Origin of the sequence: Aeromonas sp. s13 (assembly GCF_040907905.1) — a bacterium.
GTDB classification, from domain to species: domain Bacteria; phylum Pseudomonadota; class Gammaproteobacteria; order Enterobacterales; family Aeromonadaceae; genus Aeromonas; species Aeromonas veronii.
This window is the reverse complement of record NZ_JBFOCS010000002.1, coordinates 1-13,785: the sequence shown is the minus strand read 5'-3', so window position 1 is coordinate 13,785 and position 13,785 is coordinate 1. Positions and strand designations below refer to the sequence as shown.

Here is a 13,785-nt window from a genome sequence, read left to right as displayed (position 1 = left end):
AACTACAGCGGGAATTATAAAAATATGGATATGAAAAAGACCAAAGTGGCGCTGGTAACAGCCTCACTGCTCGCGCTTTTGTCTGGCTGTAATGACAACAGCACATCTACTTCTACACCTGAACCTTCTGATGGACCTGTCGCTCGCTTGCCCAAGATGGATCCCCCCAAGGAGCTGCTGCAAGCAGGCCCCAACGAGGTAGTCATTGCGCTGGTGGATACCCAGTCGGCAGCCAAAGGGGCCAAGGCACCGTTTGACAACCACAGCCTGCACCTTTGGAACAACGACGCCTGCCAGGCAACGGCTGATAGTGGCCTGAATACCGGGTGGGATGACAAGAGCAAGACACCTGCCACTGCCGACAGCTTTGGTCCGGCCTGGGTCGTTCCTCTCAAAAATGTGGAAGGGTGCATCAACTTTATCGCCCGCAACGGCGATCTGGCCAACCTGACCGGCAGCGATATGAAGGTGATCTTCAGTGAGCACCCGGATCGCACCGTGGCCATCGTCGCGGGCAAGAAAGATCTGTTTGGCAGCCGTGCCGAAGCCTTTAGCGCCGCCTTTGGCGTGGCGGGGGCCAGCGCTCATTTGATCGATGGCAATACCCTGATCTGGCAAGGGGGCAAGGATAAGCCCCATGTTCGCCTCTATTACACCGACTCGGGCACCATCAAGGCCAATGCCGATGGGGTGTTCGATTTCCCCTATATCAGCCTGACCGCGACCAGCCTCACTGCCGAGCAGCAGGCCAAATATCCGCATCTCAAGGATGCCGCCGCCTTTGCCCTGCCTGCCGGTAAAGATCTCAAGCCCCTGCTCAAGGGGGAACTGGTGGCTATCGGCACCGATGCCGACGGTATCCTGCAAGGAGCCACCCTGGTACAGAGCGCCGGCGCCCTCGATGCCCTCTATGCGACAGAGGCGACCAAGCTGAGCTATGGCGCCGTGGTGGAGGGCAACCGGGTGACCTTCCGTCTCTGGGCGCCGACCGCCAAGTCGGTCAAGCTGGCCCTCTACAACGCCAGCCACCAGAAGAGTGGTGAAGTGGCCATGACCTTCGACAGCGCCAGCGGCAGCTGGAGTTATGAAGGGGGCAGCGAGCTGATCGGCCAATTCTACCGCTACGACATGGAGGTCTACCACCCGCTGAGCCGTAAGGTTGAGCACTACGAGGTGACCGATCCCTACTCCCTGAGTCTGGCGATGAACTCCGAGTTCAGTCAGGTAGTGGATCTCGACGATCCGGCCCTGAAACCGGAAGGATGGGACAGCCTCAAGGCGCCCCACAGCCAGCAGAACCCCGCCGACATCACTATTTATGAGGCCCATGTTCGTGACCTGACCGGCAACGATGCCTCCACCGATGAAGAGAAGCGCGGCAAGTTTGTCGGCCTGACCCAGCCCGACTCTGTACCGGTCAACCATCTGAAAGCGCTGGCAAAAAGCGGCGTCAGCCACCTGCACCTGCTGCCGGTGTTCGATATCGCCACCGTCAACGAGGATCCGGCCAAGGTAGCCAATCTCGGCGATGACTTCAGCAAGCTCTGCCAGGTCAATCCGGATGTGAAAACATCCAAATTTGGTGGCTATTGCGGTGGCGGTCAGACCGTGGGGGATGTGCTGGCCGACCTGCAAGGGGGCGACAGCAAGGATAATCCGCAGGTGCAGGAGCTTTCCGGTTACCTGCGCGGCTTCGACTCCTTCAACTGGGGTTATGACCCCTACCACTACACCACGCCGGAAGGCTCCTACGCCACCAACGCCGAGGGCACCAAACGTATTCTGGAGTTCCGCGAGATGGTCAAGGCCATCAAGCAGAACATCGGCATGAACGTGGTGATGGACGTGGTCTACAACCACACCAACGAATCCGGGCTCGGCCCCAAGTCGGTGCTCGACAAGATAGTGCCCTGGTACTATCAGCGCCTCAATCCGGAGACCGGCTCGGTGGAGAACTCCACCTGCTGCTCCAACACGGCGCCGGAACACGCCATGTTCGCCAAGCTGATGGATGACTCCCTGGTCACCTGGGCGCGCGACTACAAGATCGACGCCTTCCGCTTCGACCTGATGGGCCACCATCCGAAAGATCAGATGGTGCAGGCGCTGGCCGCGGTGAAGCAGGTCAATCCCGAGATGTACTTCTACGGCGAGGGGTGGAACTTCGGCGAAGTGCAGGATGACAAACGCTTCGTGCAGGCGACCCAGAAGCATCTGGGCGGTACCGGTATCGGCTCCTTCTCGGACCGCTTGCGCGATGCGGTGCGCGGCGGCAGTCCGTTCGACGGCGGCGATACCATTCGCAAGACCCAGGGTTTTGGCAACGGCGCCCTTGTTGATCCTAACGAAATGAGCAAGGTGGAGCTGGCAACGGCCTTGCACCAGGCTGACCTGGTGCGGCTCGGCATGGCGGGCAACCTCAAGGAGTTCGTGCTGACCGACAAGGAGGGCATGCCGAAGAAGGGGGCCGAGATCGACTACAACGGTCAACCTGCCGGTTATGCCCAGGACCCGGTGGAGGTGCAGAACTATGTCGACAAGCATGACAACCAGACCCTGTTCGACAACCTGATCTACAAGGCGCCTGCCGGAGCCGATCTGGTGCGGATGCAGGGGGTATCGCTGGCGACCGCCATGTTGGGGCAGGGCATTCCCTTCACCCACGCCGGTGTCGAGCTGCTGCGTTCCAAATCCATGGAACGGGACAGCTATGACTCGGGCGATTGGTACAACAAAGTCGACTACACCCTGGGCGACAACAACTTCGACAAGGGGTTGCCGCGCAAGGACAAGGATGGCGACAACTATCCGCTGATCGAGCAGGTGCTCGGCAAGCATGCCAAGCCGGGCTCGGCCGAGATGGGGCAGATGGTGAGCTTCTATCAGGAACTGGCGGAGCTGCGCAACTCCTCCCGACTGCTGCGTCTGGGCAGCGGCGCCGAGGTGATCAAGCGGGTCGATTTTCGCAATACCGGGCCGGATCAGGTGCCCGGCCTTATCGTCATGACGGTGGATGATGGCGTCAGTGCCGGGGCGGATCTGGATCCCGCCATCGACGGCCTGGTGGTGATGATCAACGCCAGCAACCAGAGCCAGAGCATCGGCGACTTCCGTGACGGCAACGATCAGCCGATCGATCTGAGCGGTATGGTGCTAAGCAGCAAGCATCGCGCAGTCGACAGCATCGCCAGCGGCGCCGCCTATGATAATGGCCAGCTGACGCTGGGGGCCTGGTCTGCTGCCGTGTTCGTCAAGCCGCAGAATGGCGCCCAGGGCGCGGGCCTGCCGGTCAGCAAGAAGACCGACCTGAGCACGCTGCCACCGTTTGGCAACACCGCCGTTTATCTGAAGGGGTTCCTCGGTGAATGGGGTGAGACCAACCAGATGACCTTCAGTAGCAACTTCATGTATGAATTCACCACGGAAGTACAGGCTGACAAGCTGGGCTCAACCGAGGTGAAGATTGCAGATGCCAGCTGGGGGCCGGTCAACTACGGCAGCTGTAACGCCGGTGACAAGCTGGTGGTCGGCACTCCGCTGACCCTTTGCAAGGGTGGGGATACCGGCAACATCGGGCTCGATCTGGCCAAGGCGGGCAGCTACAAGTTCGTGTTTACCGCCATGAACAAGGACAAGCCCACCCTGAGCGTCAGCTTCACCGAGCCGGTGCAGAGCTGCAAGGTACTGGACACGGTGGCGGGCAATCCGCTCGGCTACAACCTGTTCGTCAAGGGTGAGCTCTCCGGCTGGGCCGCTCAGCCCCAGTACCAGTTGAGCTACAAGGGAATGGACGGCGATCTCGCCATCTATCAGGCAGCCTTCAACTACACAGGCAGCACCGAGTTCAAGGTCGCCAACGAGGACTGGAGCAAGGAGTACCTGCTCAACGGTGGCGGCGCGGTGAACGCTGAAACCGGCTATTCGTTCGCCTTCTCCAAGGGTGGCAGTGCCAATAACAGCATCACCCTGCCGCAGGGGCTGTGGAGTGTGCTGGTGAAGGTTGACCCGGCTGGCGTCAAGGCGGGTACTGCCGTCATTCAGGAGTGCAGCGTCAAGTAAGCAAGCCATTGAGTCCGGGGGATGGCTCGGCGCCCCCGGGTTGAATTCCACCTTGCCAAGGGTGGGATAACTCCGAGAGAGTAAGCAAAGCGCGACTGCCGACCGGCAGGCGCGCTTTTTCTTTTACGGGGTGCCGTGAGAGGAATGAGAGGAAAAAGAAAGGCCGTCCCGGTTGGGGGACGGCTTTTGGCTGGCTTAACGCTTGCGCAGCAGCCGCAGGGCGTTGGCGGTGACCAGTGCGGTGGCACCGGTATCGGCCAGCACCGCAATCCACAGGCCGGTGATGCCGAGCAGGCTGGTGACCAGGAAGATGGCCTTCAGCCCCAGCGCCAGCGCGATATTCTGGTGAATATTGGCCAGTGCCGCCCGAGACAGCCGGATCATCGCGGCGATGCCACCAAGCTGGTTGTGGGTCAGCGCCGCATCGGCGGTTTCCAGCGCCACATCGGTGCCGCCCCCCATGGCGATGCCGATACTGGCCCGCTTCATGGCGGGGGCATCGTTGATGCCATCGCCGATCATCGCGACTTTCTGCGAGCTGGCGAGCTTGGCAATTTCATCGACCTTGCCCTCCGGCAACAGGCCGGCACGCCAGCCCATCCCGAGTTCACCGGCGATGGCCTCGGCAGCGCGGGGGTTATCCCCAGTCAGCATGATGCTGTTGAGCCCGAGCCGGTTGAGCTCTTGCAGAGCGGCTGCCGCCTCCGGCCGGATCTGATCCCGCAGCGCCAGCAGGGCGACCGGCAGAGCCTGGTCGCCGACGCTCTGGCAGAGCACCACAACGGTCTTGCCCTGCCGCTCCAGCGAAGCAATCCGGGTTTGCTGTTCCACATTCAGGGTCGCCACCCGGCTCGGTGCCAGCAGTTGCCACAGTTGACCGTTGATGCGACCCTCAACCCCCATGCCCGGCAGGGCACGCAGGTCGCGAGCCTCCGCCAGCGTCAGCCCCTGTTCGGTCGCGTTGGCGACCACGGCGCGGGCCAGCGGGTGGTGGGAGCCCTGCTCGATGGCAGCCGCCAGTGCCAGCAGTTCGGTTTCCGGTTGGCCATTGAGGCTCACCAGCTCGGTCAGTTGCGGCTTGCCCAGCGTCAGTGTGCCGGTCTTGTCAAAGGCGACGGTATCGATATGGGCCAATCGCTCCAGCGCGGCACCACCCTTGATCAGGGCCCCCTGACGGGTTGCCGCAGCCAGCGCCGAGGTAACCGCTGCCGGGGTGGAGATGACCAGCGCGCAGGGGCAGCCGATGAGCAGCAGCGCCAGCCCGCGATAGATCCACTCGTCCCAGCTCTGGCCAAAGGCAAGGGGCGGCACCAGCACCACCAGCAGGGCAACCAGCATCATGGCCGGGGTATACCAGCGGCTGAAGCGGTCGATAAAGCGCTCGATGGGTGCGCGCTGGCTTTCGGCCTCCTCGATAAGGTGCAGAATGCGGTCGATGGCGTTGTTGCCGGGCTCGGAGACGACTTCAAGGCGCAGTACCCGATCGGCAGCCAGACTGCCGGCCGGCACCTTGTCACCCTGATGGCGCTCCACCGGAATGGATTCACCGGTCAGGGCGCTCTCGTCAAACGCACCGAGCTCATCGAGCAGGCGGGCGTCGGCAGGTAGACGGGCACCCGGGGCGATTTCGATGATATCGCCGGGACGCAGCTCATCGGCAGCTACATCTTCCCGCACCTCGCCCTCTGCAGTGGTACGGATGCGCAGCGCCTTGTCGGGTACCAGCGCCATCAGGGCGGTCACCCCGGCCCGGGCGCGTCCGGCGGCGTAGGCCTCCAGATGCTCACCCAGTATAAATAGCAGCAGTACCATGGCCGCTTCGGCGGTCTCGCCGAGGAACAGAGCGCCCAGGGCGGCGACCGTCATCAGGGTTTCGATGGCGAAAGGGGAGCCGCTTTTGGTCAGCGCCCACGCCTTGCGAGAGATAGGCCACAGCCCCCACAGGGTCGCCAGGGTAAAGAGCGGCTGACCGAACTCTTTCGGCAGCAGGGCGGCAACCAGCATCAGACCGGCCAGTGACAGGGGCTGCCAATATTTGCCCAAAAAGTTACCGAATAGATTGCCCTGCAGGGGCTGTTGTGAAGCCTGCTTGCGGCCAGCTGCCTGCTTGTCAGCGCTTTCCCCCTTAAGCTGGAAACCGGCGGCCAGCACGGCGGCGGTGACGGGATCGGGGGAGAGACCGGGGGCCAGATCCACCACCAGCTTCTCGGTGGCAAACAGCACGCGCGCCTGCTGCACGCCGCTCACCCGGCTGACGGCGGTCTCGATCTTGCGGGCGCAGCTGGGGCAATCCATTCCCATCACCTGCCAGCTATGGCGGCTGTTGCCTTGCGCAGGCGCAACCAGCGGGTCTGCAGGGGGCATATCGTGCTCGTGATCATGCTTATGATCGTGAGCTGGCGATAAGGGGGCGCTGCAGCACGCTTGAGCGTGACCGCTTCCTCGGGGAGGCTCTTCATCCCCGGGGGATTCATTGCCGTCACGGGATGCGTGCTCATGAGGCGTCGGGCTTGAACAGCAACTGACGGGCGTGGTGTTGTCGCAGCAGTGGCTATCGTGGTGATGCTCACTCTGGCCGGGGGCCGCCTTGCTGACGGCCTTGATGGGGGCGGCGTGCTGATGATTGCAGCAGGATTTGCTCATGATGAGTCCCTCTTGATGGATCCCGCCCCTGCGAGATCCCTGATTACCGAGAAGGAGTCTAAACCTTGGTGTTAAGTCCAAGGTCAACCCCTTTATATCCCTTGTCTTCGCGGGTGTTTGTCTGGTCTCGCCGCCCCTATACTGATCACCCGGATTTTTACTACACCAATAAAGGACATAACACATGAGCAACTCAGTCACTCTGCAAGGCAACCCGGTTTCCGTCGCTGGTCACTTCCCGGTCGCCGGTGAGCAAGCCAAGCCCTTCTCCCTGGTGGCCAAGGATCTCTCCGACGTGACCCTGGCAAGCTTTGCCGGTCAGCGCAAAATCCTGAACATCTTCCCGAGCGTCGATACCCCGACCTGCGCGACCTCTGTGCGCAAGTTCAACGAGCAGGCCAGCGCGCTGGAGAACACTGTCGTGCTGTGCATCTCCGCCGATCTGCCGTTCGCCCAGTCCCGCTTCTGCGGCGCCGAAGGTCTGGACAAGGTAGTGACCCTCTCCACCCTGCGCGGTGCGGCCTTCATGGAAGATTACGGCGTTGCCTTCTCTTCCGGCCCGCTGGTCGGTCTGACAGCTCGCGCCATCGTGGTGCTGGATGGTGACAACAAGGTGCTGCACAGCGAGCTGGTCGCCGAAGTGGCCGACGAGCCGAACTACGCTGCGGCGCTGGCCGTGCTGTAAGGCTGCAAGCCATAAAAAAATCCCGCTTCGGCGGGATTTTTTATGCGGGAATTGTCCGTTCAGGGCGTAGCTGGCGGGGTGGTCGCCGGTTCAGCCTTGGCGGCTGGGGAGGGTTGCCACTCCACATAGGGGCGGTGGATCTTCTCGTAGATCTCGGCCAGTTTGCCGGAGGCAGCCAGCTGATCGATGGCTTGGCGGAGAAATTCGTCCATCTCATCACCTGCAGCCCCTTTCTGGATGATGAAGACATCCTCGAAATCTCCGAAAAATTCTCGCCTGATATTGGTCAGCCCCAGCTGCTTGAGCATCAGGTCGGCTTCCTCTTGCGCCCAGACAAAGGCGTCGATACGGCCGCGTGAGAGCTTGCGCAGTGACTGCTCGATACTCATCGAGCGCTGCACCGGGAAGGGCATATAGTCGGGAACGGCCTCGATCAGCAGATCCCGTTTGGTGGGCACTATGCCGTAGGCCATATCCGTGGTGACTGGATAATTGGTATTGCTGTAGATGACATGGGCAACCTTGCCAAAACTGCGGGTACTGAAACGATAAGCCAGCATATCGATATCCTTGAGGTTGCGGATGGCGGGCAGCCCCAGATCAGCCTTGCCGGAGATCACCCCAGCCATGGCACGGGCGATGGGGTAGATGGTGATCTTGATGGTCACATCGGGGTAGAGATCATCGATGGCGTGCACCAGGTCGACAAAGGGGCCTGTCTTGTCGGCATTGATCAGCCCCGGCAGCTCGCCAAGGTGGGCATTGAGGATGCGCACTGGTTTAGGCTGCTCGGGGGCGGCGTCGTTCTCCGGAGTCTGCGACAGGCCGAGAGTCGCGCTGCCGAGCAGGGTGACCACGAGCAGCAGAAGGGGGATGTGTCTGGTCATGGCGGGTCTCTCTTGGTGATAGGTCAGCTAAAGTGTAGTCAGCCCGTCGTCAGCGCCCCTTGGCCAAACCATCATGGATAGGGTTTTACTTCTCAGCCCCCGCTCACTAGACTTCGCCTCCCACTTCTTGTTGACGTAGCGCCATGACCTTTAGCGAACTTGCCCTTCATCCCGCTCTGCTTGCCTCTTTGCCCGCCACCTTGCAGACGCCGACCCGCATCCAGCAACTGGCCATTCCGGCGGCGCTGGCGGGGCAGGATCTACTGGCGCTGGCCCAGACCGGCAGCGGCAAGACGCTGGCGTTTGGCTTGCCGCTGCTGCAACGGCTGGATCCCGCCTCCAGTCAGGTGCAGGGTCTGGTGCTGGTGCCAACTCGCGAGCTGGCGACTCAGGTCACTGCCGCGCTAAAAGAGGGCGCCGAGGCGCTGGGGCTGCGTATCGTGACGCTGTGTGGGGGCGTTGCGCAGGAGCGGCAACAGGCCGAACTGGCGCAGTGGCCACAACTGCTGGTCGCCACACCGGGGCGGTTGCGGGATCTGCTGACCCAGCAACTGTTGGGGCTGGATGGTTTGCAACTGCTGGTGCTGGATGAGGCGGATCGCCTGCTGGAGATGGGCTTTGCTCCCGACATCAAGGCGCTGCTCGGCTTTATTCCGGCGGATCGCCAGACCCTGCTCTTCTCCGCCACCTTGCCTGCCGAGCTGGAGACGCTGGCCAACGGCCTGCTGCGCGAGCCTACCCGTATCGAGGCCACCCCCCTCAACAGCGTGGTGAACGAGATCGAAGAGCGACTCTATCTGGTCAACAAGAGCAGCAAGGTCCCGGCGCTCATCAGCTTGCTCAAGGAGCAGGCATGGCCGCAGGTGCTGGTCTTTATCAGTGCGCGGGATGATGCCGACGGGGTTGCCAGAAAGCTGGCCAAGGCGGGCATTGCGGTGGCCGCCCTTCATGGCGAGAAGGAGCAGGCGGTGCGCGAGCAGGCGCTCGGCGATTTCAAAGAGGGCAAAATTCGGGTGCTGGTGGCCACCGACCTGATGGCGCGTGGCATCCATGTGGAGGCGCTGCCGGTGGTGATCAATCTGGACTTGCCCGCCAGCGCCCCTGTCTATGTACACCGCATCGGTCGTACCGCCCGGGCTGGCCGCGAGGGGCTGGCCATTTCGCTGGTCTGCCATGGCGAGAGTGACATGCTGCAAGCCATTCGCACCCTGACCGGCCGCGAGCTGCCGTTGGGCGATCTGGCGGGATTCCCGGTCACTGACCAGCCTGCCAGCGGGGAGGGCAAGCGCCCCCCTCGTGACAAGCAGGCCAATCGCCGTACTCAGGCCAAACGCAGCGTCAAGCAGTTCAAGGGCAAGCGCTGACCTCAGGGTTTGCCTTGCTCCCGCGCGAAGAAGTCACGACGCCACTGGCTCAATACCTCCTCCTTGTGCTGTTGCCACAGCGCAGGATCCATCTGCTGTTGGCTGATCGCCAGTTGCTGCTCCAGCTCGGCCAGCTCTCGCTGGTAGCGGCTGCGTTGATCGAGCAGCTGCTGGCGCGCCTCGGCAAACGCCAGCGTGGCTTCGACTTTCTCTGCGGGCAGGAAGTGATGGGCCAGGGTGGCCAGCTCCTCATCTCCCCACAGCTGACGGGCTTGCTGCAGGCGGGCATCCGGGTTGAACAGATCCACCGCCAGATCCGGATGATCCGCCGCCCACCGATCCTGCAAATGGGTGAGGGTGTCCAGCCGCTCGGCCAGCGGTAACTGCTCGCTCTCTTGCGCCAACTGATCCAGCGCCAGGGCATAGCGCCCCTGTAACCGGATCAGGCTCTCCCCCTCGCTCAGCCACCCGGCCTCTGTTGCTTCCAGATTGCTCACACGCTGCACCAGCGGCAACTCGCTGTCGCTGATCTCGCTGGCAAGCTGGTTGATCAGTTCATCCGGCATCGCCTGCCAGCTGCTGGGCACTTCTTTGCTTTTGCCATCCATTCCCTCAGCGTTTGGCATGCGGGGAGGCGGGCTTCCTAGTTCTGCTGGCAACTGCACATCGGCCAGAGAGGGCGTTGCCGACCGTTCTGGCGATAGCGGGGACTGCTCTTCCTGCCAGCCCAGATTCACCAGCAAAAGGGTCAGGATAGCCAGTGCCAGTATCCCGTAACGGCGAGTCATCGGCTGATCTCTCCCTTGACCGGGAAGTGGTCTGAGAGGTTGCTGGCGGGCCAGAGGCGGCCATCGCTGCTGCGCGGGATCCAGACCGTGTTGAGGTTGTGGCTGGCGCTGCCGTATTCCCGGCTCACTACCAGGTAGTCCAGATACTCGACGTTGGCGCCACCGGAGAGCGGGCCACCGGCATAGGGGTTGATCCTGGGATCGAAGGTGGCTTCGGTATAGCCGCCATAGGCGGGTTCATGGGCGTTCAGATTGGCCAGCATATTGGCGTAGTCATCGGCAAACTTGCGTTTGTTGACGTTGAAGTCGCCGCCGTAGATGACGGTGTCCGTGGCAGGGATCTTGAGGCTGGCTGCCAGAGAGCGGATCTGACCGAACTGGATCTGGCGCAGCTTGCGCGCCTCATCGGTGTCGAAGCTGGCGGTGTGGGTGGCGAACAGGTGCCACGCCTTGCCCCCCTTGATCACCTCGGCGTACATCACCCCCTTGTCGGCGAAGCAGTCGGTGCCGGTGCATTGGGGATAGACCAGCTGGGCCTCCCGCACTATGGGATAGCGGCTGACGATCACCACGCCGCCGTCATGAATGTTGACCCCGGGCTTGTCGAGTACTTTGGTCTGGTAGGGGTACTCTTTCGCCAGCGCCTGTAAAAAGCCCTCGCGGCGGCCATCGAATACCTCTTGTAGCAGCAGGGCGTCATAACCCTTGAGATAATCAGGCAGCAAGGTCAACCGCTCGCCGATGCTGGAGGCGATCACAGGCAGCGCCCAGACGTTGTAGCTGGCCACCTTGAGCCTGTGTTCTGCCGGTTCCGGCTGCTCCCGTTTTTGGGGGGGCGTGATCATATAGTGCAGATCGTCGTAGCGGCCGGTGAACTTGGCGGCAAATGCCAGCTCTTGTGGCCCTGCAACGCGATGGATCGCCCGATCGTTTTGCCAACCGGATACGCCGGTTGGCGTTTCGCCACCGTGCTGCAAGGTGGTGTTCCACCAGGTTCCCTCCATCAGCTGGTTGAGCCGATAGACGTCGCCACCCGCTGTGGTCACGCGGGTTTCGAACAGATAGCTCTTGCCCGCCTTGACCCCCTCATAGCGATTGAAGCTGAGCACCATGGCACTCTCCCATGGGCCCAGCTCGGTGCGGTGCTGGCTCCACTGGCTGCCGGGTTGCAGTTGGCCGCTGCCGCTTTGGCGAATGTCGATCTGGAGCGGTTCAGGACTGTTGTTGGTGAGGTAGACATCGGTATCGGCCAGTGTCAGTTGCGGGAACTGGCTGACCAGCAGCAGGGCGGCATAACTGAGAGTTTTCTGCATCACAGGATCCTTTTGGTTGCAGGGCAATGGAAAGTGACTGTTATGGCGAATGCAGAGGTCAGTTTGTTTACATTTTGATTACAAGTAAATGAATTGGTTTTGTTTGGAGCTTTGTGGAGGTGTAAAGCGAGCGAGGCAGCATGCTTAAAGAGAGAGGGAAGAGCGAGGGAAGGCGCCCGTGTCGGGCGCCTTCACTTCAGGAGTTAGCGGTGGGCCAGCGGGTAGGTGAAGAGCGCCAGATGGGCGAAGTTGAAGGCGAAGTGGATCAGGATGGCCACGGAGAGTCGCCCGCTGAGCTGGAATGCCAGGCCATAGCAGCAGCCTGCCAGGGTCGCAAACAGCGCCAGCAGTGGGCCACCGGGCAAGTGGATGGCTCCGAACAGTAGCGCGGCCACGACGATGCCAATCCAGGGGCGGTAACGTTCGGTCAGCCCCTGCTGGATCGCGCCACGAAACAGCGCCTCTTCCGCCACGCAGGTGAACAGCAGATTGTTGAGTGCAAACAGCCACCACCAGTGGGGCAGACCCACTTCCGGTTTCAGTGCCCCCAACTGCCAGGCGATGACCAGCAGGGCACCCAGCGGCAGCAGCAACAGGGCCAAAGGGCGCCAGCGGATGGCGCCCCCCTTGCCCAGCAGCATCGGGCAGGCCAGCAGCAAGCCAAAGAGCAGCAGCGGCTTGTCTAGGTTCAGATACATGTTGAACGGCACGCTGGCGGGGCCTGCCAGCGCCTGATCCAGTACCTTGAGATTGTTGAAGCCGGGGATCAGGTGCAGGGTCAGTACAATCGCCCAGAGGATCAGCACCACTCTGGCCGCCATCGCCCGGCGGGCGGGGAGGGTTGGCGCACGCCACGCCAGCAGTAATCCTGCGACCGAGACCAGCAGGGCGGGTAGTGTCATTCGGTCAAGCCACAGTGCCAGCAGCAGGGAGAGTCCCAGCAGAGCAAAGGCGGGAAGACGCTGGCGGAAGAGGGCAAGCAGCACGGCCAGCGCCAGCGCGCCCCAGATAAATGAGTCGGGAAGGGGTAACATTGGATCTCCTTGATCGAGGCAGGCGGCAACCTTAACAAGAGGGCGTCAGCAGGACAACCGCGCAGGAGGTGGTCGGATCCCTTCTCTATACTCATCAACAGGGTAAAGGGAGAGCAGCTGATGAAGCACTGTCTGTGGTTGTTGTGTTGTTGGTGTGTCTGGCTGCAGGCGGCACCCTTGCTGCTGGTGACCGGTGAGTTCACCCCCTATACCGGCAAGGCCCTGCCTGAAGGCGGCGAGAGCACCCGGCTGGTGACGACCCTGCTGCAAGAGGCCGGGTATCGAGAGCTCCAGGTCGACTACCTGCCCTGGCCCCGCGGCTATCAGTTGACCCGCAATGGGTTGGTTGCGGCCACCTTCCCCTACGCCTGGACTGCCGAGCGGGCCAAGCTCTTCCACTACAGCGCTCCCATTCATATAGATCGCCTCTCCTGGTTCACCTATCGGGGGAGTGAGGCCATTCAGGCTGGCCGTTGGCAAGGGCTGCGTGTCTGCATTCCGCTGGGGTGGAGCACCAGCCATGCCGACGGGGTGATCAAGCGTTTCGGGCTGGATCTGCAGCGCCCCAAGACACTAGCACAGTGTCTGCAACTGCTGGATCGCAAACGGATCGATCTGCTGCCGATGAACGAGACGGTGACCCGGGATGCCAGCCGCCAACTGTTTGGCGACCCCTGCCATCTGCAGGCATTGCCCCACTTTCGCCAGAGCGACACTTTTTATCTGATCATTTCACGGCAGTACCCGGAGGCCGCCAGCCTGCTTGAGCGCTTCAATCATGCCCTGGCTGCCGCCCGTGCCGATGGTCGCTATGACCAACTGATCTCCCGAGCCGGAAAGGGGATCGATTGCCGTTGAGAGTGCCTAGGCGGAAAACAAAAAGCCGGAGCAGTGGCTCCGGCTTTCTTTTATGCCTTTGTCCCGTCCTGAATATGGTTTACACCTTTCCCCCCAATAAATGGAGAGCCCGATGGGACAAGGTGTGAAACGGACACAGCGCGATTACTCGCTG

The 13,785-nt window shown here is 61.8% G+C and carries 9 protein-coding genes; 4 read left to right on the top strand and 5 right to left on the bottom strand.

Going from position 1 to position 13,785, the window contains the following annotated elements:
- Positions 1-24: 24 nt before the first annotated feature.
- Positions 25-4,059 carry a pullulanase-type alpha-1,6-glucosidase gene (pulA, locus tag AB5Y82_RS00055; protein WP_368173499.1) on the top strand — a complete coding sequence of 1,345 codons (4,035 nt, stop codon included), beginning with the start codon at positions 25-27 and terminating at the stop codon, positions 4,057-4,059.
- A 195-nt stretch (positions 4,060-4,254) separates the two neighbouring features.
- On the opposite strand, the gene AB5Y82_RS00050 is transcribed toward pulA, so the two are convergent.
- A complete protein-coding gene (locus tag AB5Y82_RS00050; protein WP_368173498.1) occupies positions 4,255-6,702 on the bottom strand; it encodes a zinc/cadmium/mercury/lead-transporting ATPase in 2,448 nt (815 codons plus the stop codon).
- 184 nt (positions 6,703-6,886) lie between these two features.
- Here AB5Y82_RS00050 and tpx point away from each other — a divergent pair, with 184 nt between their 5' ends.
- A complete protein-coding gene (gene tpx / locus AB5Y82_RS00045) occupies positions 6,887-7,387 on the top strand; it encodes a thiol peroxidase (RefSeq protein WP_005341463.1) in 501 nt (166 codons plus the stop codon).
- Between the two features lie 59 nt (positions 7,388-7,446).
- Here tpx and AB5Y82_RS00040 read toward each other — a convergent pair whose 3' ends face one another.
- Entirely contained in the window at positions 7,447-8,274 is an 828-nt protein-coding gene (locus tag AB5Y82_RS00040) for a transporter substrate-binding domain-containing protein (RefSeq protein WP_150995724.1), read from the bottom strand.
- Positions 8,275-8,417: 143 nt separating this feature from the next.
- On the opposite strand from AB5Y82_RS00040, the gene AB5Y82_RS00035 reads away from it, so the two are divergent.
- Positions 8,418-9,638 (top strand): DEAD/DEAH box helicase, encoded by a 1,221-nt coding sequence (locus AB5Y82_RS00035; protein WP_368173497.1) that lies wholly within the window; start codon positions 8,418-8,420, stop codon positions 9,636-9,638.
- Positions 9,639-9,640: 2 nt separating this feature from the next.
- On the opposite strand, the gene AB5Y82_RS00030 is transcribed toward AB5Y82_RS00035, so the two are convergent.
- The 3 genes from AB5Y82_RS00030 to AB5Y82_RS00020 form a co-directional block, all read right to left on the bottom strand.
- Entirely contained in the window at positions 9,641-10,426 is a 786-nt protein-coding gene (locus tag AB5Y82_RS00030; protein ID WP_368173496.1) for a hypothetical protein, read from the bottom strand.
- Positions 10,423-11,739, bottom strand: coding sequence for a sphingomyelin phosphodiesterase (locus tag AB5Y82_RS00025; RefSeq protein ID WP_368173495.1), 1,317 nt, complete (start codon positions 11,737-11,739; stop codon positions 10,423-10,425). The genes AB5Y82_RS00030 and AB5Y82_RS00025 overlap by 4 nt, the downstream gene beginning before the upstream one ends.
- Positions 11,740-11,942: 203 nt before the next feature.
- Entirely contained in the window at positions 11,943-12,773 is an 831-nt protein-coding gene (locus AB5Y82_RS00020; RefSeq protein ID WP_368173494.1) for a lysostaphin resistance A-like protein, read from the bottom strand.
- A 120-nt stretch (positions 12,774-12,893) separates the two neighbouring features.
- Between AB5Y82_RS00020 and AB5Y82_RS00015 the strand changes: the two genes are divergently transcribed.
- Positions 12,894-13,631: an ABC transporter substrate-binding protein gene (locus AB5Y82_RS00015; RefSeq protein ID WP_128834935.1), complete on the top strand. Its 738-nt coding sequence runs from the start codon at positions 12,894-12,896 to the stop codon at positions 13,629-13,631.
- The last annotated feature ends 154 nt before the right edge of the window (positions 13,632-13,785 follow it).

Excerpts from the sequence above, each read along its gene's own strand:
- pulA (WP_368173499.1), top strand. The coding sequence starts at position 25 with ATGGATATGAAAAAGACCAAAGTGGCGCTGGTAACAGCCTCACTGCTC.
- AB5Y82_RS00050 (WP_368173498.1), bottom strand. The coding sequence starts at position 6,702 with ATGAGCAAATCCTGCTGCAATCATCAGCACGCCGCCCCCATCAAGGCC.
- tpx (WP_005341463.1), top strand. The coding sequence starts at position 6,887 with ATGAGCAACTCAGTCACTCTGCAAGGCAACCCGGTTTCCGTCGCTGGT.
- AB5Y82_RS00040 (WP_150995724.1), bottom strand. The coding sequence starts at position 8,274 with ATGACCAGACACATCCCCCTTCTGCTGCTCGTGGTCACCCTGCTCGGC.
- AB5Y82_RS00035 (WP_368173497.1), top strand. The coding sequence starts at position 8,418 with ATGACCTTTAGCGAACTTGCCCTTCATCCCGCTCTGCTTGCCTCTTTG.
- AB5Y82_RS00030 (WP_368173496.1), bottom strand. The coding sequence starts at position 10,426 with ATGACTCGCCGTTACGGGATACTGGCACTGGCTATCCTGACCCTTTTG.
- AB5Y82_RS00025 (WP_368173495.1), bottom strand. The coding sequence starts at position 11,739 with ATGCAGAAAACTCTCAGTTATGCCGCCCTGCTGCTGGTCAGCCAGTTC.
- AB5Y82_RS00020 (WP_368173494.1), bottom strand. The coding sequence starts at position 12,773 with ATGTTACCCCTTCCCGACTCATTTATCTGGGGCGCGCTGGCGCTGGCC.
- AB5Y82_RS00015 (WP_128834935.1), top strand. The coding sequence starts at position 12,894 with ATGAAGCACTGTCTGTGGTTGTTGTGTTGTTGGTGTGTCTGGCTGCAG.